Genomic DNA, 20,449 nt, shown 5'->3' with positions numbered 1-20,449 from the left:
TCACTTTTTGGATTCGGATTAATGCACGTCACGGGAATCCACGTACCCTGCGATCCGGGAAGCCTTCCGGTATTCGACCGGTGTCTGGCCGGTATGCTTTTTGAACATCAGATGCAAATACTGACGGCTGCCGATCCCTACATAATCCGCGATATCCGCCACAGGAATTTCCGTCTGCCGCAGGAGCATCGCCGTTTTATCCATCCGGTAGGTGTTCAGGTATTCCATGATCGACATGCCTGTCTTCTGCTTGAATACCCGCTGCAAATACCCGGGGTGAAGCCGGACATGCTCGGCGGCGTCTTTAACCTGGATGCTGCGATCGTAGTTCTGATACAGGTACTCGATGCACTGCCGCACGTACATGCTCTGCGTATCGGGACCGGCCTCCACGTATTCCTGATGCAGCCGGGCAATCCGGATCAGCAGTTCGGCGAGCATCAGCTGCGGCATCAGCTCCTGTCCGGATTCGGCGGCGTCCAGCTCCAGAACAAGATTTTTCAGCAGCTGATGCACGTCATGAAACTCCCTAAGCACGACATAGGGAGCCGGGTTCTGGAACAGCGCCGCCAGTGCCTCCTCTCCCTCGGCAAGCTGTTTCGTCGACGGCAGCACCCCATCCCGCTCAACAAAGCGGAATTCGATGTTGAGCATCCGGCAGCACCCCGTCACCAGCAGACGATGGGGAACGGTTCCGTCCAGCAGGATAAAGCCGCCCTTGGTCAAATGCACGACCGCTTCGTTTTCGCCAAACGGCTTCACCCCGACTGAGCAGTTCCCGTCTATGACATACATGATTTCGGAGGAGCCATGGGTATGCAGCGCCATGTCAAACCCGTTCCACTCTTTAAAATAGTAGGCGCTCACCTCCGGACGGCAGTCCGCCAGCATCAGCTGTTCGGGAAATAATCCGCCGGGTTCCCATCCGTCCAATTCGCTGTCATTCCATCGGCTGACGTTTGCCATGGATACGAACCTCCTTTTTCCCTTAACGGTCAGCCCAGCTCAAGCTTCATTCCGGCCACGGCTAGCGTCACCTGCGGAGGGAGCGGATAAGACCGGTTCAGGTCGATATCATGCGACATATGGGTGTAGACCGTTCTCAGCGGCTTCACCTCCTGCAGCAGCTCTGCCGCTTCCTTCATATCGTACACGGACCGGGTGGGATAAGGCGCCGTCTCATGGAAAAAGCTCGTCCCGAGCACCAGCAGATCCAGGCCGTGCAGCGGCCGTTTCTCCTCCTCGTTCAGACCGATCGAGTCCGAGCAGTACACCCAGCGGAAGCCCGGCTTCTCCAGCCGGTATGCATAGGCATAACCGTTCGCCCCATGCGTCACCTTCCACGTGGTAATGTTCCAGCCGCCAAGCTCGATTCCAGCATCAGCGGGAATCATTTGAAGCTGCCTGTGGATCCACGGAAACTGCCGCTGAATTTGGTCCAGCACCTCCTGCGGGGCATACAGCTCCCCTTTGGCCTGCCGCCAGCGGCATTCATCCGCCCACTCCGGCAGCCCGCCGATATGGTCAAAATGCGCGTGCGTCACCAGCATCCGCGCCGTCGCCCGCTGCCCGATCGCTTCCATCTGGCTGCGCCAATCCGGGCCGCAATCGATAAGAAAGCTGTCGGTCTCCCCCTGCCCCTGGACGAGCACGGAAGAACGCAAGCGCTGGTTCATCCCCGTCATCCGGGCCTCCTCGCACACCTCGCAGCTGCAGTACACGCGCGGGACGCCCATCGCGTCCCCGGTTCCTAAAAAGATCAATGCGTCCATTGCGTCGGTCATCTCCTTATTTTTCCTATGTATGTAGGGTGGTGGTTATATTCCTGGTTCGTTACAGCTATCTTACCATATTCGCCTTTCCGAGAGTTCTCGGTCCAGAGACCGACTACAAAATCATACCAGCGGCGATTTAAGCCGGCCGCTTATTCGAGTACACTGAGATCAAAGCTGCGAACGACGGACGCATCAGGCACCGCTGTTAAAACTGCCCCTGACCGGCGCAAGCCGGACAAAGATGATCGGATGAACCGCATGATGCGGGTGCCCGGTGCCTGGGAGAAGTCCATCAACCACTCAAGTTCGCCATATTTGTACCGTAAAATTTAGAAGAAACGAGGTCACCCGCATGGAGCTTTTCCGCAATGCCACATTTGTTAAAATGTTTTTGGCCAACTTCGCGTCCCAGCTTGGGTCAATGGTTGGCAGCATGGCTTTCGCCTTTTATCTCGTCGACCGCTTCAGCAGCCAGCCCGCTTACGCCACGTTAGCCGAGCTGATGTATTCTCTGCCGACGCTGGTCGTGTTCCTGTTCGTCGGCGTGCTTGCCGACCGACTCGACCGCAAACGCATCGCCGTCAACAGCGACTGGATCCGCGCGGTCCTCTCCCTGGTCCTGCTGCTCGCGATTTATGAAAACTGGATCGTCGGGGCGTTTGCCCTTCTATTTCTGCGCAGCGCCATCTCGAAGTTTTTTGCACCCGCCGAAATGAGCCTGCTCCAGGGGGTCATGAAACCTGAACAGTACGTGCAGGCGTCCAGCCTGAACATGTCCATCTCGGGCGTATTCATGCTCTTCGGCATGAGCCTCGGATCGGCAGCTTACTATTACCTCGGCATTGAAGGCGCCATTCTGATCGACATGGCCAGCTTCGTCATCTCCGCCCTGCTTCTCATGTCATGCCGTTTCCCGCAGCATGTCTCCCAGCCTAACGGCAAAGTACGCTTGAAAGACCTGAATCTGAAAAGCATCGCCGCCGACTTCGGCATGGGCTTTCAATACATCGTCCGTTCGCGCCTGCTGCTGGCGATAATTCTCGGCTTTTTCTTCTTCGGCATCGTCAACGGCGTGTTTTCGATCCTGCCCCTCTTTACAATGAAATACAAGCTTAGTCCGGAGCACTACGAGGTGTACACACCTTTAGTAATGGTATTCCTCGGGATCGGCTACCTGGTCGGCAGCGCAATCAGCACCCTGCTTATCAAAAAGATCGGTAAAGTCGGCGTGCTGATCACCGGATTGTTCCTCATCGGCATCATTACGCTGGTCGCCGGCGGTTTCCACCACATTCAGCTGTACCTGGGCACGATGGTGCTGCTCGGTGTGATCCTCGCTCCGATCAACGTTGTGCTGGGCGGATGGCTGCCGGAGCTCGTCGAGCCCCAAAGCATGGGCCGCGTCAGCGCCTGGATCGAGCCGCTCAACACGACCGGCCAGGCGATCGCGCTCGGATTTCTGGCCGTCGCCTTCCCCGGCCTGGTATCCGTCACCGCACTGTACTGGATTCTGGCGGCCAGCATCTTTATCGTCAGCGTCTATTACCTCGCCGTCCTGCCTTCGCTCAGCCGCAGGCACCAGCAGCAGGAGATGAACGTTGAAATGCCCGGCTGATGGCCGGGCTTTACTTAAAAAAGAAGAAAGCCCCTTCCCATAAAGGAAGGGGCCAGTATGTAACTGGTTCTTACTAATAAATCGTCAACGCCGCAGCCACGGTAACCCCAATAAAGCATATGTTCCCGATCGTATTGATCATTTTATCGCTGCCGAAGCTGATTTTGACTCGGCGCACCACACTGAAGAAAAGCATCACGCCCACAATATGAATTACAAACCGCATCGGCGAATCCGATTCATTCACATAACCGACCAGCATTTTGCTACAGAATATCCACAGTACGGCCAAAAACGTAAACAGTGCTGCACTGTACAGGTACCGCGAAACACCTTTTACCAAGGAATAACCGCTCCTTCCGTCTGGTTTATAGGACAGTTCCAACTGACTATTGTCTAACCCTATTTTCCGACTGGTCTTTATCATTAATCCAACTTTACTTTTAACTTTAACATAGAACTATATTTCCAACAATTCCCTTATTCATAAAAATGTCAGACTCTAGTTTTCGGATCAACTTGTCCGGGATCAGCCCACATAACGGTTACTCCCACATTACTATTCTGCCAGCCAATCCCCTTGGCACACAAAAAAGCAGGCCCCCGCCAAGCGGTCGCCTGCTAAAACCCTGCTCCGATTTCTGCCACTCAAATCCCCGCCAGCACCTGGTACCACACACCCCGCTTGGAGTAGAGCGTGCTGCGCACCTCATCCCAGCCGCCGAGGTAGTTGATATCAAACAGCCCTTTCGGCACCGGGTACTTGGCCGCATTGACCTTCAGCACCTCATCGTCGACGGGCCGGAAGCCGTGTGCGGCGAAGATTTCCTGTGCTTCCTTGCTCCACAGGTACTTCACGAACGCTTCGGCCACCTTGGTGGTGCCGTGCTTCTTGGCAAAAGCGTCCACGACGGCGGCCGGATTCTCGATCAGAATCGTGTTCTCCGGGATGACGACGTCGTATTTGACGCCTTGCTGAATTCGCGCCAGAAGCTCATTCTCGTACGTGACGATGACATCGCCCACGCCGTACTCGAACGCCGCCATAGACGCCCGGCCGCTCTTGTCGAGCGACTCCACGTTCTTGTGGACCTGCTCCAGGAAGGCTTTGGCCGCGGCCGGATCCTTGTGACCCTGCTGCTCCGAAGCTTTCAGACCTGCGCCGTAAATCGCATTGATGTCCCACTGCGCCCCGCCCGAAGTCTTCGGGTTGGGGTACAGCACTTTGACCCCCGGCTTGGTCAGGTCCTGAAAATCCTTGATCCCCAGCGGATTCCCTTCCCGCGTGCCCAGCACGACGATGGACCGGGTGACCATGCCTTGATCCGGATGTTTTGTCTTCCAGTCCTTATCGATGAGCCCCGCGCTGACGAGCTTATCGACGTCTCCCTCCATCGCGAGCAGCGTGACGTCGGCCTCAAAGCCGCCGGCAATCGCCCGCGCCTGGGTTCCCGACGCCTCATAGGACTCTTGGAATTTGACCGTCTGCCCGGTCTTCTCCTTCCACTCCTGCTGAAACTTCGGCAGGATGTCGGCCATCGCATCCTTCGCCACGCTGTACGCGCCGATCACCAGGGTGACGTCGCCGCCCGCTGCTGATACGGTGCCATTCACCGGAGCATCCTTGCTGCAGCCGGTAAAGACGAGAATGCAGGCCAGCAGCAGAGCGCCGAGAAGACCCGGGCGGAGTGCCGGCTTTCTATCGTGATTTTGCATCGTCTGCTTTCGCATCGTCTGCCACTCCTTTAGGCTGAAACTTGCCGTGTTTGCCGCATCAGCCTGCCGGAGGGCAGGCTGGAATCGTAATACCGATGATCTTCACAGAAGCGGTATGGCTGTGTCATCTCTAAATTACGGAAGTATCCGTGCTAAAAGTAAGTATTTTCAGAGGACCAATATAAGGTTTCAAATAAGCGATACTCCGATCCCTTTAAATAATGACCGGCATCGGGTCCACCTTAAGCCGGTTTTCTTCGATCCAGCTGCGCTCATCGTTGAACAGGTAGGCGCGGTGCACCAGCACCCGTACCGGCTGTCCCGGCTGCAGCGTATCCTTCTCCAGCGATCGGTACGTCATCAGCTTGTGGCTGCCGACTTCGACCTCCACCATCCACTCGCTGCCGCGGAAATGCAGATGGCGCACGATGCCTTCCTCCGTCGCGGACAGCACCCGGAATTCGTCGGGCCCGCCGACTTCGATGTACTCCGGCCGGATGAGCGCCCGGGTACCGCTGCCCCCGGCAGCTTCCTCGAAGCCTTTCAGCTCACGCGCATTCTCCACCACGGTGGACTCCCCGATAAAGGTCGCGACGAACGGCGTCTTCGGCTCCTTGTAAATATCCCACGGGGTGCCCTTTTGCTCCAGGCGTCCCTGATTAATGATCATAATTTCGTCAGCTACCTCGATCGCCTCGTCCTGGTCATGCGTCACGAAGATCGACGTGATGCCCACCCGCTCGATCAGCTCCCTGAGCCAGGAACGGAGCTCCTGCCGGATCTTGGCGTCGATCGCCGCAAACGGCTCATCCAGCAGCAGCAGCTGCGGCTCCGGCGCGAGCGCCCGGGCAAAGGCGACCCGCTGACGCTGCCCGCCGGAGAGCTGCTGCGGATAACGCTTCTCAAAACCCGCCAGCCCGGTCAGCTCGACCAGCTCCATGACCCGGTCCTTGATCTGCGACTTCGGCGTTTTCTTCACTTTCAGTCCAAAAGCAATATTGTCGAACACCGTCATATGCTTAAACAGCGCGTAGTTCTGAAACACAAAGCCGATGCCCCGCTCCTGCGGCGGAAGCGCGTTGACCAGCTCTCCGTGGAAGCGGATTTCCCCGCTGTCCGGCGTCTCCAGCCCCGCAAGCATCCGCAGAATCGACGTTTTGCCGCCGCCGCTCGGCCCGAGCAGACCGATCAGGTGGCCCTTTTCAATCCCAAAATGCACATCCTTTACGGCATGAAAATCACCAAAATGCTTGTTCAATCCGCGAACTTCCACATGCATATCAGCGCACTTCCCTTCTTTTTTTGGCCCATTCCATCAGGAGGAGCAGACTTACCGAAAAAGCAGCCAGAACCAGCGCAACGCTGTTGGCCGAAATGACATTGAAATTTTCCACGTCCTGGTATACCAGTGTCGTCGCCGTTTGGGTCCTGTTAATGATATTACCCGATACGACGAGTACCGCTCCGAACTCGCCCAGCGAGCGCGCCACCGTCAGCACGATGCCGTAAATAACCGCCCAGCGGATCGACGGCCAGGTTACTTTCCAGAACGTCGTCCAACCATAAGCTCCCAGCGTCGAGGCGGCTTCTTCCTGCTGAGCCCCGATCTCCTGCAGCACCGGCATCACCTCGCGCACCATGAGCGGAAAAGTGACGAACAGCGTAGCAATGACCATCCCCGGAAAGGCGTACACGATTTTAAAGCCAATATCTTCGAAAAAGGTCCCCACCGCGCTTCCCGGCCCCAGCAGGAGCACGATCATCAGCCCCCCAATCACGGGGGACACCGCATACGGCAGGTCGACGATGCTGTTCAGAAACCGCCGGAGCCCGCCGCTCATCCAGCTGCCGCGAACGAGATAGATAGCCATCATCATGCCAAGCAGCGTGTTCAGCACCGTCACAGTGACGACGATGAGCCCGGTCATCATCAGGGCGTGCAGCGCCTCAGGCCTTGCCAGGGCATCGCCCAGACCGCCCAAACCACCTTCGAAGGCACCCATGACCATTTTGCCGAGGGGAGCGATCAGCAGCAGGAAAAAGACCAGGTATGTCAGCGTAATCCACAGTTTCTTCATGCTCTCTTCCCCTTCGTCTGCACAAAATTCACGACCCAGAGTATGACAAAAGACAGCGTCAGCAGCAGAATCGACACGGCGGCGGCCCCGGCAGTATTGTCGCTCTCAACCTCCCCGTAAATAAACACGGAGGCGATCAGCGTCCGGCCCGGGATGTTGCCGGCCACGAGCACGACAGCCCCAAACTCCGCCAACGCCCGGGAGAAGGCCAGCATTCCTCCGCTGAGCATACCCGGCAGCATGGATGGCAGCACGACTTGGAAAAAGATTTTGGTGCCCGAAGCCCCCAGTGTCCGCGCCGCCTCCTCCTCGGAAGGATCGATCTCCTCCAGCAGCGGCTGCACCGCGCGGATGACGAAAGGAAACGTGACGAACACCATGGCGATGACGATCGCCGGCTGATGGAACACGATTTCAAAGCCGAGCGCCTCGGCGGCTCCGCCGATCAGGCTGCCCGGTCCGAGCAGAAGCAGAATCATGAGGCCCCCGACCGCGGTCGGCAGGGCAAACGGGAGATCCACCAGACTGTTCAGCAGCGATCTGCCCGGAAAACGGTAGCGGACGATCACCCAGCCGATCATCGTACCGATCAGAACGTTAATCATCGTGGCCACGAGGGCCAATTTCAGCGTAAGGAGCACGGATTTCCACGCGATCGGGTCTTTCACGCTTTCGGCAAAAGCGCTCCATCCCAGCGAGAACGAATGATAATACACTCCCAGCAAAGGGAGCACGACCAGCAGTACAAAATAAAGAAGAACGGTGCTTCGAAAACCCCAGGTCCAGCCTTTATGTCGCAGCAGTGTATTCACTTGACCCCTCCCTGCCTCCGGGAATCGGCCCGGTCGGCGCTTGACGATTGATGATTTCCATTATAGATTAAATTATTCCTATTTGACTACTTGGTTTTTGCTTATCAGTACTTTACCAAAAACTGTCTCACACCGTCAATACAAAAATAGATTTATTTCCAGTCTCCGTTTACGCCGCAAAGAAAAGAGCCTGCACGAGTGCAGGCTCTGCATTTTTCAGTCCAGAACATTCGGCCCGTTTCGGGGCAAAGCCAAGGTCTAACCGTGATGATCCTTTGCCTCATCGAGACCGTCGGCGATGGAACTCCCAGCACTCCACTCTGTTATCGCTTCACCACGGACATATGGAGTTGATCGGCATGCGCAGTTCTTTTCGAACGTCTTTGGAAGGTTGCCAGGATGACGCCGCAAATAATCAACACCGATCCCGCAACTTGTATGTAGCTGATCGGCGTACCTAGAATGAAGTAGCCTGACACCATCGCAACAAATGGCTGCAAATTCAGAAACAGGGACGCGGTCGCGGCACCTACCTGGTGAATTTGAGCGTTCCAGACGACGGCGCATAATCCTTGGATAAGCAGCGCGGACCCAATTAAGACAAGCCACCATACATAGTGTGGACGAATCTCAGCATGCGGTTCGATCCAGATCGATACCGGGAGTACCGCAATAAAGCCCAGCATCGTAGAGTAAGCCGTTGCCACAAGCGGTTCGATGCGCTCTGTCAGCTTTTTCATGAGAACGACAGACCCTGAAAATGCCAGCATGCAAATCAGCATCCATCCAATCCCGGACGAGATGCGAAGCATAAAACCTGCGCCATTTACTACAACGAAAAAGACACCGGCAAAGGCGACGACCGACCCCATCGTCATCCGAAGCGTAAACGGTTCCTTCAGAAACAAGCGGGCAAACAGCGCGGTACAAATCGGTGATAATGATAATATCAATGAAGCCGTCGTCGCATCGACCGTGCGCAGCCCCGTAAAGAAGGTGACTTGATGCAGCAGCATCCCCACTAGAGCATACGGTATGAAGTACACGGCATCCCGCAGCGAAACCCGCACCCATCGGCGGGTCACAATCAAATAAACGAGCAGGAACACCGAGGAGACGGCAAGCCGATAGGCCGATAGATGCAGCGCTGGAAATGCTTGCAGTAAAAGCGAGCCCAGTACAAAGTTGCTACCGTAGAGTGATGCGCAAAACAATAGAAGCAGATAGGATCGCAAACGATTCGCCTTCTTTCAAAAAAGTGGGTACGAAAAAAGCCTGCGGCAGCATGCCGCAGGCCTCGTTTTAGGCATATGAAACTTCGGGCACTGTACCCGGGTTATTTCGACGGGATGTACGATTCGTCCAGGAAGCTGCGGATCGCTTGGAAAGCCTGCATCCTGTTCTTCTCCAGCAGCACCATGTGCGTTCCTTCCCCAATCTCTACCCAGCGGCGATAAACGGCGCCGGTCAGTGACGTGAAAAAGTTTTGCGCCAAATCAAGAGGCACATCGATGTCCCATTCCGCGTGAACAAGAAGGACAGGCACCGTGATCTCCTTGGGCTCATAAAAAGCTCTGTTAGCCGTCCAGTATTCACGGATGTCCAGAATCGGCCCATTGGTCGCCCGGATATGTCCCGGATGGACGCTTTGGCTTCCCGGATCGGAAGCTAACGTTGCTTCGGTCCATTGTTCGAACCAGCCTTCCGGAATCAAATCGTTGCGTTTATCTTCAGGGGCAGCGCTTAGCCAGCGTTCCTTCGTGCTTCCGACCGGAACGAGACGATAGGAGCCGAGGGGACCTCCGTTATCGATAGGGACCGGTTTCGTGCTCAGCCACTGAGGTGCGACCAGAATAAGCTTGTTTACTTTATCGTTGTTTCGGCTCGTATACGCCCCGGCAACCGTTCCGCCCCAGGACATTCCCAGAACGTTGACCTTCGATAAATTTCGATGTTTTAAAACGAAGTTTACCGCCGAGCCTAAGTCCCGAACTCCCGTTTCCGTGCGAACCAGCGGAGGGTTGGAGTCAGCGGGCTGCTCCATCTCCGGGGGTCTCGTCGAGCCTCCATAGCCGCGTACATCCACGGCATACACGTCGTAACCATGGCTTGCCAAATAGTCCAAGAACGTGAAACCATCCAATTCAACGTCATACAAACTGCCAATCGGATATGTGGCACCGTGAACCATGACAATCGTTTTCTCGTTCGTGAACGTGTTCATGGAAGCCGGACGTTTGTTGCGTACATAAAGTTCGATTCCGGACGTATCGCTGGGGATACGGTGGTCTTCGGTCAAAATCGGTGTATCGTGCCTAAAATCGTTTGTCGTCATGGTGTCAGCACCTTTCAATGTGATTAGGTAAATTTATTAGATGAATTCCCATTTGAATCCGTTGCCGTCACGAGTCACGTACCCCGCAGAACTCCCCGGAAAATGGGTACTGAAATAAATGATGGGCCGATCCGCGACATACTCCAATACCCTGCGCCGGGAAACGCGTGCTTGTTCCGTGAATTCGCAATACATGGAATTCCACTCGGGATGATATACCTGAAACGGATGGTGCATCACGTCAGCACCGAACAAAGCTTCTTCTCCGCCGGACGTGAGGCTGATCGACATTTGACCGATGCTATGGCCGGGAGTCGGAATAAATTTGAACATATCGAGGAACTCTCCCCCCTCTGGAGGAATTGTCTTCACCAGTCCAGCTTCGACGACAGGCAAAACGCTCTCTTCGTATACGTTAAAGTTAGGTTCGTTTTCTTTATTATGGCTGGCCGGGCTGGAGTAATATTGTTGTTCCGAAAGCGGAAATACATAGGTGGCGTTCGGGAACGTCGGTACCCAATTACCGCCTGCAAGCCTTGTATTCCAGCCGACATGATCCACATGCAAATGCGTCAACAGGACATAGTCCACGTCTTCCGGCGTAACCCCCGCCTCCAGGAGACGATCAAGATACGGCAGCTTTAGATTGGACAATTCCGGATTATACGGAAGATTTTTATCATTTCCCGTGGCTGTATCGATAAGGATCGTATGGTCCGGAGTCTTCACGACCCAAGTTCCAATACTAACGACAAGCTGAGAATCCCCGTCGATTAGGCCGGCGGGAAGGGTATCCCGATTCTTTTCCAGAAACGCCGGGTCCCACGAGCCCGCAAAATAAATTTCCGGCGGGACGCCGCTCAGCGTCATTTCCGTGACACGGGTTACGGTTGCGTCGCCTACTTGATAGACTTTGTTCATTTGAAATCCTCCGGTTTTCTTTCTAAATCGTAGATCGTTCGAGACAACTATTATAATGGGATCTGAAAGCATCCCGAAAATTTCGCTCAATATGGAAATGGTTGAAGGAATTCGTAAATACCCGGGTATGATACTGCACATCAACCTTGATATAATAGTAGTTCTTAACCCCTGATATTTCAACGGTTTTACAGCGTAATTCGCTCTGCTTCAAAGTGCTTGATACCACTGCAAATATCCGATATGATACACGTAAAAATTACGTTCACAGCGAAATTTTCAGTTGAGGGGGACTTCAGATGAATTCAATCGGCGATACTATTCGAAATACGAGAAAAAAACAAAAATTGACGCTCAAAGAGGTTTCCACCATGGCCTCCATCTCTTTGTCTTTTCTCAGTGAAATCGAACGCGACAAAGTGAATCCATCCCTAAGCGTTCTCAAGCGTATAGCAAACGCTCTGGGTGTGAATTTTACCGATCTGTTTGGCGAGGAGAAACGAAGCATCGTCATCAGAAAAAACGAACGAAAACCTCTCGTTCACTCCGAGGGTTCCAGAATAACTTGGTATGCTCTCAGTCATGGAAGCGGCAATAAGATGGGACCGATTTGGGGAGTTCTCGAAAAAGGCGCAACATCAGGGGACGTCAGCGTTGGCCATCCCGAAGGGGAAGAGTTTCTTTTTATCCATACCGGACGATTGGAGTTCATCCTTGGAAATGAACGGTTCACGCTCGAAGAAGGCGACAGCATTTATTACGATGCCCGAACGCCGCATAGTTACAAAAATATCGCCGAGGGGGAGACGCTGCTGATTGCCGTTCCCTCTCCAGCTTCTTTCTAGATTAACTTTATCCTGTGGAGGAATAGGCCCGCCCGTTCATTGTGATTAGGGCGCAGCAGCTGTATCATAGGCTTATAACATGTCCAATATTAGGTAAAATACACTTTAGGAAAGGAGACATACGACATGCTGCATACCCTTGAATTAAGTACTGCGTCACGGGACGAAATGAGGGATATTACCCGCGAGATTATCTCGCTGGTTCATCAAAGCGGGGTCAAGGAGGGGACGGTGCTGATTTACTGCCCGCACACGACCGCCGGCATCGCCATTAATGAAAACGCCGATCCGGACGTGAGGCATGATGTGCTGCTGCGTTTGGATGAGGTGTATCCGTGGGAGCATCCAAAATACCGCCACGCTGAAGGCAACACGGCTTCCCATTTGAAGTCGATCACCTGCGGACCTTCGCAGACCGTGATCATTACGGAAGGTGAGCTGCTGCTCGGACGCTGGCAGGGGATTTATTTTTGCGAGTTCGACGGGCCGCGCCGCAGACAATACCATGTAAAAATTATGGAGGGATAAGGATGCCCGCCGTATCCCAAAAAGCACGCATGACAAAACAGGTGTCGGGGTGTGAGGCATTTCTGCATGCCCTCCCCTTCACCTTATTTTTTTCAGCTGCGCTCACACTCACCACAGCATTTATACGTTGGCGCAATACCAATTCACCGTTATAAAGTAAGTATCTAAAAAAATTACCGCAGACTGCGGCAGCATATCTTCACATGCGTGATGGCCGCGGGTTTGATCTCCTCAAAAGTCACGCGATCCTGGATGTAATACGATATGAATCCGTGCATGGACAAAAATAACGTTAACGGCAGATTGCGGCAATGATCGGGGCCGTGCTCCTCCTCGTTCATGTAACGGCGCACCATGGAGGCAAACAATTCGAAGCAGCGCCCCTGCTCAGAACGGCAGTAGGACAGCAGTTCTTCGTCCCGGATCATGAACATGATCTCGTACTGATAAGGATGGTCCAGGCCGAAACGGATGAACTCCAGCATGAGCTGTTCCACCTTGGTCAAGTCCTGGGTCGGAGCGACCTTGAGCACCTTATTCAGCTGTACAGCGAGATTGTTGAAATCCTCAACCACGATGGCGTAAAACAATTCTGCCTTTTCCTTGAAATGATAGTATAAGGAACCATGACTGTAACCTAAATGCTGACCAATACTGCGCATAGAAATGGCCCGGTATCCCTTGGTCACAAACAAATGCCTGGCCGCTTCCAGAATCCTCTCCCTCGACAACTCCTGTTCCACTGCTCTTCTTGCCATAGACCTTATTCCCCTTCAATAAAATAAAGCTTTTCGCCCTCCGTAATCAGGGATTGCCCCTGCGTCAAATCCACCATCCACGACATAAACGTCTCCGCTTCCCGGTCTTCCGGCAGGCACGTCAGCCGCACCTTATCCGTAAACACCGTTTCCCCCATTCGGACCTCACGGCCCCGGAGCTCGTTCTCGACCTTCCCCAGCCAGGTATAGTCGATTTCCACAAAAATCTCGCGGTGAAGCACGCGCGTAATCGCTTCCCCCGCTTCAATCGCCGCCACAGCACCGTCCGTGTATGCCCGGATCAGTCCTCCCGCCCCCAGCATGATGCCGCCGAAGTACCGGGTCACGACGATCGCCACATTTTTCAACCCTTGATTGCGGATCACCTCGAGAATCGGCTTGCCGGCCGTTCCGCTCGGCTCCCCGTCATCCGACTGCTTCTGGATTTCATCCCTCTCCCCGATCATGTAGGCGGAGCAGTTATGCGTGGCATTCCAGTGCAGCTTCTTGATCTCTTCAATAAAAGCGTTTGCATCATCTTCGCTGTCCACCGGTTTCACATGGCCGATAAAACGGGACTTCTTAATGACAATTTCCTTGGATCCCGCCCCCCGGACGGTTCGATAGCGATCAATCATGTTCATGCCCTTTCTTATTTGCCAAGAAAGCAGTCCCCCGCTGTTGATTAACCGGTGAACTGCTTCCCTAGCTTTGTATGTCTATTCAAAAGTTGCTGATGTTATTCTTATTCGGACAGTCTTGCTTCCAGCTTCGCTTTTTCTTCCTCATAGCCCGGTTTGCCGAGCAAAGCGAACATGTTCTTCTTATAGGCTTCCACGCCAGGCTGGTCAAACGGATTGACGCCAAGCAGATAGCCGCTGATACCGCACGCCTTTTCAAAGAAGTACACCAGATATCCGAAGGAATACGGAGTCATATCCGGTACAGTTACGATCAAGTTAGGAACCTGTCCGTCTGTATGTGCCAACATCGTGCCTTGGAAGGCCTTTTTGTTGACGAAATCCATCGTTTTGCCAGCCAGGAAGTTCAGGCCGTCCAAATCGTCCGGATCGCTTTCGATCGTAATTTGCTTCGCTACATTGTCCACCTGGATGACGGTTTCGAAAATGTTGCGGCTGCCTTCCTGAACGAATTGTCCCATGGAGTGCAGATCGGTCGAGAAGTCGACGGATGCCGGATAAATGCCTTTGTAGTCCTTGCCTTCACTTTCGCCGTACAGCTGTTTCCACCACTCGGATACGAAGTGAAGAGAAGGCTCGTAGTTCACGAGAATCTCGATAGCTTTGCCTTTGCGGTACAGTGCGTTACGCACGGCAGCGTATTGGTAGCTGAGGTTCTCATGCACGTTCGGGTTGCTGAATTCCTTGGAAGCGTCAGCGGCACCCTGCATCATCTCTTCGATGTTGATTCCGGCAGTAGCAATTGGCAGCAGGCCAACTGCAGTCAGTACGGAATATCTTCCGCCCACGTCGTCCGGAATGATAAAGGACTCATAGCCTTCTTCATTCGCAAGCTTCTTGAGGGCTCCTCTTTCCTTGTCGGTTGTTGCATAGATACGCTTGCGGGCTTCTTCCTTGCCGTATTTCTTCTCCAGCTCGGCTTTGAAAATACGGAATGCAATCGCAGGCTCCGTCGTTGTGCCGGACTTGGAAATGACGTTCACGGAGAAGTCCTTGCCTTCGATCAGATCGAGCAAATGCGCCACGTAAGTGGAGCTGATGTTGTTGCCGGCGAAATAGACTTCAGGCGTCTTGCGCTTGTCCTTTGGTAAAACATTATAGAAGGAATGGGACAGAGCTTCAATCGCGGCGCGTGCGCCGAGGTAAGATCCGCCGATTCCGATGACGATCAGAACGTCAGAATCGCTTTGGATTTTCGCTGCTGCTTTCTGGATGCGTGCAAATTCTTCCTTGTCGTATTGGGTAGGAAGATCGATCCATCCCAAGAAGTCAGAACCTACGCCTGTCTTGTTATGAAGCTGCTCGTGAGCGAGTCGGATCGGCTCTGCCAGATAATCCACTTCGTGCTGACCGATAAAGGAGAGCGCCTTACTGTAATCGAAATTTAATTTGGTAGACATATCTAATGTAAACCTCCTAGTTTGGCTTCATCTCTATTCTATTTACGCTCCGAAAAAAACAGCTTTAGAATAGGATACTGTAATTTCACTGCATTTGGCAAGGACAATATGAAGCTTATCCACCCACAATTTCACTTCTCCCCCCATGGATTGTCGCATGGCCTCATGGTAAACTTAATGAATGCTTATATCTCACAGGAAAAGGTGATTCTCATGAAAAAAATAGGCTTCATCGGACTGGGCACCATGGGAGCGCCCATGGCTTCCAATTTGTTAAAACAAGGTTACGAGGTAACCGTCTATAACCGCACGGCTTCCAAGGCCGAAGCGCTTGTCCGGGAAGGCGCGTCCCAAGCCGCCACTCCTGCCGAAGCGGCCTCAGGACAGGATGCGGTCATCACAATGGTCAGCAATGACGATTCCATCCGCGAGGTGTTTTACGGCGAGGACGGCATTCTGAAAACGCTGGCTCAAGGTACCACCATCATTGACAGCAGCACCATTTCCCCGGGGCTCGTCAAAGAGCTGGCCGCCGAGGTTCACAAGCTTGGAGCCCATTTCCTCGACGCACCGGTGACCGGCAGCAAGCCGGCGGCCATCGACGGCACACTCGTTTTTATGGTCGGCGGAGAAGCTTCCGTGCTTGAAGCCGCATCCGGCCTGTTTGATACGCTGGGCAAGAAGGTCATCCATATGGGACCAAGCGGCAGCGGTTCCGTTGCCAAGCTCGCCCATAACACGATGGTCGGCATCAACAACCTGGCCTTGGCGGAAGGCTTCGCCATCGCCGCCAAATCCGGCATTCCTGCCGACAGCTTCCTCGAGCTGGTGCAGCTCGGTTCGGCCGGCAGCAAGGCCGCGGACCTGAAAGGCCGGAAGATCATCGACCACGACTTCAGCAACCAGTTCTCCCTTGCGCTGATGCTCAAAGACTTGAAGCTTGCCTCCTCCCTCACCGACGCCACCGGCGTACCGTCCCCGATGCTGAATTTGGCAAAAAGCCTATTTCAAGCCGGGCAGACGCAGGGCTTCGGAGATGAGGACCTGTCCGCTGTCGTCAAATGCTATGAAGCATGGATCGGACAGACGATCGGCGGCAAGCCGCTGCAATAATGGACAGGCTCCTTCCATATACAGCCATAGGTTGAATGGAACGGCTCCAAATTATGCAGAAAAAATGAGTTTACCGGAGAGAAAAGGGTAAGTCCGCCAGATGACGGACTTACCCTTTTTCGTTACTCCGCCGGGTAGGAGCAGCAGTAATCGGTTACGCTGAACACTTCCAGAGCGAATTTGGAATGGGCAGGCACGTGAAACGTGTGTGCTCCCTGAATTTCTTGCCAGGATTCTTCACCGGGAAGAAGGACCTTCAGGTGGCCGGACAGGATTTCCATAATTTCAGGACCGTCCGTCCCAAATTCATACGTGCCCGGAAGCATGATTCCGAGCGTAACCTTGCTACCATCTTCCAGAATGACGGTGCGGCTGGTCACCTGGCCGTCATAATAGACGTTGGCTGCTTTGACGATGGTGGCATTGCTGAACTGCGACATGTGCTCACTGCTCCTTTTGAACTCAAAATATGAATTAAACGGCTATGACCTTACAGCAGCCCTTTGACACGGCTGACTACATTGTCCACCGTAAATCCGTATTCTTCGATGACGCGGTTGCCAGGAGCGGATGCGCCAAAGATGGAGATGCCGAGAATGTCGCCTTTGTCGCCGACATAGCGTTCCCAACCGAATGGAGAAGCCATTTCGATGGCAAGACGTGCTTTGACGTCAGGCAGCAGGACGGAATCTTTGTAAGCTTGATCTTGTTTTTCGAACAGATCCCAGCTTGGCATGCTGATGACGCGAACCTCGATGCCCTCTTTGGACAGCGCTTCGGCGGCTTTCACAGCCAGCTGTACTTCGGAACCCGTTGCGATGATTTGCGCTTGAGGTTTGCCGTTCTTCGCGTCAGCTACTACATAAGCACCGCGCTTGATGCCTTCGCGTGCGCCCTCAGCCGTAGCGGCCAGGATTGGGAGGTTTTGGCGCGTCAATACGAGCGCTACCGGGTTCTCTTTATTTTCAACGGTGTAAGCCCAGGCAGCCGATGTTTCGTTGGCGTCAGCCGGACGGATCACAGTCAATCCAGGAATAATGCGCAGCGATGCCAGCTGTTCGATCGGTTCATGGGTAGGACCGTCTTCACCAACCGCAATACTGTCATGAGTCAGAACATAAGTGACAGGCAGCTTCATGATGGAAGCCAGACGAACCGCCGGACGCAGGTAGTCGGTAAATACGAAGAACGTACCGCCGAATACTTTCACTCCGCCATGCAGCATCATACCGTTCATCACGGCAGCCATCGCGAATTCGCGTACGCCGAAGTAGATGTTGCGGCCTTCGCGGCTGTCAGGCGTGAAGTTGGCCAGGTTGTTCAGGTGAGTCATCGTGGAGCTTTCCAGGTCGGCGGATCCGCCCAGCAGCTGTGGTACGCCGCCTGTAAGACCGTTCAGGGCGTTACCGGAAGCAACGCGTGTCGATACGGCTTTGTCTTCCACGGAATACTTCGGAAGGTCTTTATCCCATCCTTCAGCAAGGTCGCCGGCAACAGCCTTTTCGAATTGAACGGCCAGTTCAGGATAAGCTTTCTTGTAAGCTTCGAACTGCTCATTCCATTCTTTGTTGACTTTCACGCCGTGTTCTTTCACTTTCGCGAAATGAGCGCGAACTTCTTCAGGCACGTAGAAGTCTTCTTCGTATACCCATTTGTAGAATTCTTTGGTCAGCTTGGCTTCTTCCGCACCCAGCGGGGATCCGTGAGTACCGCCATGGCCGCCTTTACCTTGTTTGTTCGGGCTTCCGTAACCGATGATGGTTTTCACTTCGATCAGGGTCGGTTTGCTCGTTTCGGCTTGTGCTTCCGCAATGGCTTTCTCGATGGCCGGAAGATCGTTGCCGTCTTCCACGCGCAGCACTTGCCATCCGTAGGCTTCGAAACGCTTCTGTACGTTTTCGGAGAAGGACAGGTTAAGTTTACCGTCGAGGGAAATGTCATTGGAATCGTACAGCATGATCAGCTTGCCGAGCTGTTGATGGCCCGCCAAAGAAGCAGCCTCATGCGAGATACCTTCCATCAGGTCGCCGTCGCCGCAGATCGCGTACGTATAGTGGTCAACCACTTTGTAGTTGTCTTTGTTGTAAGTTGCAGCCAGCTGTGCTTCAGCCATTGCCATACCAACGGCCATAGCCACGCCTTGTCCAAGAGGACCTGTCGTTGCGTCAACGCCAGCGGTGTGACCGAACTCTGGGTGACCTGGAGTCAGGCTTCCCCATTGACGGAATTGTTTCAGTTCTTCCATTGGAAGATCGTATCCGCTCAGGTGAAGCAGGCTGTACAGCAGCATAGAGCCGTGCCCAGCGGAGAGAACAAAACGGTCGCGGTTAATCCAAGTCGGATTCTCCGGATTGTGGTTCATCGTCTTTGCGAACAGCTGGTATCCCATTGGTGCAGAGCCCATCGGCATACCCGGATGTCCGGAGTTGGCTTTCTCGATCGCATCGATCGCGAGGGTACGGATCGTCGTAATCGACAGATTATCGATGGTCGCGTTCTCGGCCTTGTCAATCGCTTGATTCTTGTCAGTCATGGTTATCCTCCTCAGTATTTCTGGGAAATTAACATGAAGCGGGCACACTTGAAAGCACGGAAAAACCCGGCGGCTTAGAAGAACATCCGCTTGAATGTTTCATTTTGACTTATTATAACACTTGCCTTTCTTCTTTTCCATAACCTTTATCACCATTCCCCATGAAGAAGGTCATTATGCGGAGCAAATCAGATCGGATAAAGGGGCAGCGGATCCCGCCCGAAGCCAAGAGCCGGGCGGAATTGAGCGAAGTCTCGCCCTCCCTCCGTCTGGCAATAGTTTCAAACTTTTTTCATGTACCCCTGGGGGTTGACGCGCCCTTCCATCTATGACCCGCACGGTCCGGTCCTGAAACAGCAAAAACCATTGGAAACAGCCGTTTCTTCGAGTATGATAGTTCGTAACTCAACTGCATGTAACCGAGGTGAAAACGTCAAATGAACGGAAATACGCACATTCTGGTCGTGGAAGACGACAACGACATCAGCCGCCTGCTCTGCAGCATCGTCCGCCGCAGCGGATATACCGCACAGCCCGCTTTTTCCGGAACCGAGGCCCTCATTTATTTGAAGCAGCAGCCCTGGGACATGGTCCTTCTGGATTTGATGCTTCCCGGCTTATCCGGCGAAGAAGTACTGAACGAAGTTCGGGAACACGGCGCTCCGCCGGTGATGATCATTTCCGCCAAGGGCGACCAGTCCGGAAAGATTGCCGCCCTCCGCGGCGGTGCCGACGACTATATCACGAAGCCGTTCGACATCGAGGAAGTATCTGCACGCATCGACTCGCATCTTAGACGGGTCCATCGTGCCGCGAACTCCGCCAAGCCGGTTATCTATTCGCATAAAAATTTGCTGCTCGACCCGGAAGCCAAAACCGTACACGCCGACGGCGAGCCGATTTCCCTGACCGCCCGCGAATTCGATATCCTTCATCTGCTCATGGCATCGCCCAAAAAGGTATTTTCCAAATCCAATCTGTATGAAAGCATCTGGGGCGAGGAGTTTCTCGGGGATGACAATACCGTCAACGTACATATGAGCAATCTGCGCAGCAAACTGGCCAAGGCTTGCCCCGGCGAGGAATGGATCGAAACCGTCTGGGGGATCGGCTACCGGCTAAAGCCGTGAGAAGCAGGTGGAGCTTAGGTCCGCTGCCTTTTAGGGCTGTACAGCCAAATCCTTCAACAGCATAGCGTTATCCGCTACATTCTTGTACCGGCCGCAGTCGGCTCTTCAGACTTAAGCCTTTCTTAAGAATTGCCTTAAACTTCTCTTACGCTTTCCGGAATACACTGAGCCTATCACTGGAGGGAGGCT

At 53.8% G+C, this 20,449-nt stretch carries 20 protein-coding genes; 5 read left to right on the top strand and 15 right to left on the bottom strand.

The annotated features are described in order from the left end of the window. Positions 1–18 precede the first annotated feature (18 nt). Positions 19–966 (bottom strand): AraC family transcriptional regulator, encoded by a 948-nt coding sequence (locus MKY74_RS08770; protein ID WP_244169360.1) that lies wholly within the window; start codon positions 964–966, stop codon positions 19–21. Between the two features lie 29 nt (positions 967–995). Beyond that, positions 996–1,772 carry an MBL fold metallo-hydrolase gene (locus MKY74_RS08765; protein WP_076173431.1) on the bottom strand — a complete coding sequence of 259 codons (777 nt, stop codon included), beginning with the start codon at positions 1,770–1,772 and terminating at the stop codon, positions 996–998. Positions 1,773–2,127: 355 nt separating this feature from the next. Here MKY74_RS08765 and MKY74_RS08760 point away from each other — a divergent pair, with 355 nt between their 5' ends. After that, complete coding sequence (locus MKY74_RS08760; RefSeq protein ID WP_076173432.1) at positions 2,128–3,390, top strand: MFS transporter; 1,263 nt, start codon at positions 2,128–2,130, stop codon at positions 3,388–3,390. A 73-nt stretch (positions 3,391–3,463) separates the two neighbouring features. Here the strand turns inward: MKY74_RS08760 and MKY74_RS08755 are convergent, their stop codons facing one another. The 8 genes from MKY74_RS08755 to MKY74_RS08720 all read right to left on the bottom strand — a co-directional run bounded on the left by MKY74_RS08755 (position 3,464) and on the right by MKY74_RS08720 (position 11,252). Next, on the bottom strand, positions 3,464–3,733 hold the full coding sequence (locus tag MKY74_RS08755) for a hypothetical protein (protein WP_076173433.1): 270 nt from the start codon (positions 3,731–3,733) through the stop codon (positions 3,464–3,466). Positions 3,734–4,038: 305 nt separating this feature from the next. Next, the gene (locus tag MKY74_RS08750; protein ID WP_076173511.1) at positions 4,039–5,106 is read right to left on the bottom strand and encodes a sulfate ABC transporter substrate-binding protein; all 1,068 of its coding nucleotides are present in this window, start codon (positions 5,104–5,106) and stop codon (positions 4,039–4,041) included. Positions 5,107–5,320: 214 nt separating this feature from the next. Then, the gene (locus tag MKY74_RS08745; RefSeq protein ID WP_076173434.1) at positions 5,321–6,385 is read right to left on the bottom strand and encodes a sulfate/molybdate ABC transporter ATP-binding protein; all 1,065 of its coding nucleotides are present in this window, start codon (positions 6,383–6,385) and stop codon (positions 5,321–5,323) included. A 1-nt stretch (position 6,386) separates the two neighbouring features. After that, complete coding sequence (locus MKY74_RS08740; RefSeq protein WP_076173435.1) at positions 6,387–7,184, bottom strand: sulfate ABC transporter permease subunit; 798 nt, start codon at positions 7,182–7,184, stop codon at positions 6,387–6,389. After that, positions 7,181–7,996 (bottom strand): sulfate ABC transporter permease subunit CysT, encoded by an 816-nt coding sequence (cysT, locus tag MKY74_RS08735; protein WP_076173436.1) that lies wholly within the window; start codon positions 7,994–7,996, stop codon positions 7,181–7,183. The genes MKY74_RS08740 and cysT overlap by 4 nt, the downstream gene beginning before the upstream one ends. Before the next feature lie 323 nt (positions 7,997–8,319). Then, positions 8,320–9,231, bottom strand: coding sequence for a DMT family transporter (locus MKY74_RS08730; RefSeq protein WP_076173437.1), 912 nt, complete (start codon positions 9,229–9,231; stop codon positions 8,320–8,322). 101 nt (positions 9,232–9,332) lie between these two features. Then, positions 9,333–10,331, bottom strand: a complete 999-nt coding sequence (locus MKY74_RS08725; RefSeq protein WP_076173438.1) for an alpha/beta hydrolase — start codon at positions 10,329–10,331, stop codon at positions 9,333–9,335. A gap of 36 nt (positions 10,332–10,367) precedes the next feature. Continuing rightward, positions 10,368–11,252: an MBL fold metallo-hydrolase gene (locus MKY74_RS08720; protein ID WP_076173439.1), complete on the bottom strand. Its 885-nt coding sequence runs from the start codon at positions 11,250–11,252 to the stop codon at positions 10,368–10,370. Positions 11,253–11,551: 299 nt separating this feature from the next. Between MKY74_RS08720 and MKY74_RS08715 the strand changes: the two genes are divergently transcribed. Next, positions 11,552–12,097: a helix-turn-helix domain-containing protein gene (locus tag MKY74_RS08715; protein WP_076173440.1), complete on the top strand. Its 546-nt coding sequence runs from the start codon at positions 11,552–11,554 to the stop codon at positions 12,095–12,097. Positions 12,098–12,223: 126 nt separating this feature from the next. Continuing rightward, a complete protein-coding gene (locus MKY74_RS08710) occupies positions 12,224–12,625 on the top strand; it encodes a secondary thiamine-phosphate synthase enzyme YjbQ (RefSeq protein WP_076173441.1) in 402 nt (133 codons plus the stop codon). A 173-nt stretch (positions 12,626–12,798) separates the two neighbouring features. On the opposite strand, the gene MKY74_RS08705 is transcribed toward MKY74_RS08710, so the two are convergent. From MKY74_RS08705 to MKY74_RS08695, 3 genes are all read right to left on the bottom strand, one after another. After that, on the bottom strand, positions 12,799–13,383 hold the full coding sequence (locus MKY74_RS08705) for a TetR/AcrR family transcriptional regulator (protein ID WP_076173442.1): 585 nt from the start codon (positions 13,381–13,383) through the stop codon (positions 12,799–12,801). 5 nt (positions 13,384–13,388) lie between these two features. Further along, positions 13,389–14,021: a YigZ family protein gene (locus MKY74_RS08700; protein ID WP_076173443.1), complete on the bottom strand. Its 633-nt coding sequence runs from the start codon at positions 14,019–14,021 to the stop codon at positions 13,389–13,391. Between the two features lie 107 nt (positions 14,022–14,128). After that, a complete protein-coding gene (locus MKY74_RS08695; protein ID WP_076173444.1) occupies positions 14,129–15,484 on the bottom strand; it encodes a glucose-6-phosphate isomerase in 1,356 nt (451 codons plus the stop codon). A gap of 213 nt (positions 15,485–15,697) precedes the next feature. On the opposite strand from MKY74_RS08695, the gene MKY74_RS08690 reads away from it, so the two are divergent. After that, the gene (locus tag MKY74_RS08690) at positions 15,698–16,597 is read left to right on the top strand and encodes an NAD(P)-dependent oxidoreductase (protein ID WP_076173445.1); all 900 of its coding nucleotides are present in this window, start codon (positions 15,698–15,700) and stop codon (positions 16,595–16,597) included. Positions 16,598–16,719: 122 nt separating this feature from the next. Here MKY74_RS08690 and ppnP read toward each other — a convergent pair whose 3' ends face one another. Further along, complete coding sequence (gene ppnP, locus MKY74_RS08685; protein ID WP_076173446.1) at positions 16,720–17,037, bottom strand: pyrimidine/purine nucleoside phosphorylase; 318 nt, start codon at positions 17,035–17,037, stop codon at positions 16,720–16,722. A gap of 50 nt (positions 17,038–17,087) precedes the next feature. Further along, positions 17,088–19,130, bottom strand: a complete 2,043-nt coding sequence (gene tkt, locus MKY74_RS08680; RefSeq protein ID WP_076173447.1) for a transketolase — start codon at positions 19,128–19,130, stop codon at positions 17,088–17,090. Between the two features lie 437 nt (positions 19,131–19,567). Here tkt and MKY74_RS08675 point away from each other — a divergent pair, with 437 nt between their 5' ends. Beyond that, on the top strand, positions 19,568–20,260 hold the full coding sequence (locus tag MKY74_RS08675; protein WP_076173448.1) for a response regulator transcription factor: 693 nt from the start codon (positions 19,568–19,570) through the stop codon (positions 20,258–20,260). Positions 20,261–20,449 lie beyond the last annotated feature (189 nt).

The sequence above is a fragment of the Paenibacillus sp. FSL R5-0378 genome, from assembly GCF_038009285.1.
Lineage (GTDB): Bacteria > Bacillota > Bacilli > Paenibacillales > Paenibacillaceae > Paenibacillus_AQ > Paenibacillus_AQ favisporus.
Note: the sequence above shows the minus strand (reverse complement) of the source record. Positions and strands in the feature narration are given on the sequence as shown.

Coding starts and splice junctions, on each gene's coding strand:
- MKY74_RS08770 (WP_244169360.1), bottom strand. CDS start 966: ATGGCAAACGTCAGCCGATGGAATGACAGCGAATTGGACGGATGGGAA.
- MKY74_RS08765 (WP_076173431.1), bottom strand. CDS start 1,772: ATGGACGCATTGATCTTTTTAGGAACCGGGGACGCGATGGGCGTCCCG.
- MKY74_RS08760 (WP_076173432.1), top strand. CDS start 2,128: ATGGAGCTTTTCCGCAATGCCACATTTGTTAAAATGTTTTTGGCCAAC.
- MKY74_RS08750 (WP_076173511.1), bottom strand. CDS start 5,106: ATGCAAAATCACGATAGAAAGCCGGCACTCCGCCCGGGTCTTCTCGGC.
- MKY74_RS08745 (WP_076173434.1), bottom strand. CDS start 6,385: ATGCATGTGGAAGTTCGCGGATTGAACAAGCATTTTGGTGATTTTCAT.
- MKY74_RS08740 (WP_076173435.1), bottom strand. CDS start 7,184: ATGAAGAAACTGTGGATTACGCTGACATACCTGGTCTTTTTCCTGCTG.
- MKY74_RS08725 (WP_076173438.1), bottom strand. CDS start 10,331: ATGACGACAAACGATTTTAGGCACGATACACCGATTTTGACCGAAGAC.
- MKY74_RS08720 (WP_076173439.1), bottom strand. CDS start 11,252: ATGAACAAAGTCTATCAAGTAGGCGACGCAACCGTAACCCGTGTCACG.
- MKY74_RS08715 (WP_076173440.1), top strand. CDS start 11,552: ATGAATTCAATCGGCGATACTATTCGAAATACGAGAAAAAAACAAAAA.
- MKY74_RS08710 (WP_076173441.1), top strand. CDS start 12,224: ATGCTGCATACCCTTGAATTAAGTACTGCGTCACGGGACGAAATGAGG.
- MKY74_RS08705 (WP_076173442.1), bottom strand. CDS start 13,383: ATGGCAAGAAGAGCAGTGGAACAGGAGTTGTCGAGGGAGAGGATTCTG.
- MKY74_RS08700 (WP_076173443.1), bottom strand. CDS start 14,021: ATGATTGATCGCTATCGAACCGTCCGGGGGGCGGGATCCAAGGAAATT.
- MKY74_RS08695 (WP_076173444.1), bottom strand. CDS start 15,484: ATGTCTACCAAATTAAATTTCGATTACAGTAAGGCGCTCTCCTTTATC.
- MKY74_RS08690 (WP_076173445.1), top strand. CDS start 15,698: ATGAAAAAAATAGGCTTCATCGGACTGGGCACCATGGGAGCGCCCATG.
- ppnP (WP_076173446.1), bottom strand. CDS start 17,037: ATGTCGCAGTTCAGCAATGCCACCATCGTCAAAGCAGCCAACGTCTAT.
- tkt (WP_076173447.1), bottom strand. CDS start 19,130: ATGACTGACAAGAATCAAGCGATTGACAAGGCCGAGAACGCGACCATC.
- MKY74_RS08675 (WP_076173448.1), top strand. CDS start 19,568: ATGAACGGAAATACGCACATTCTGGTCGTGGAAGACGACAACGACATC.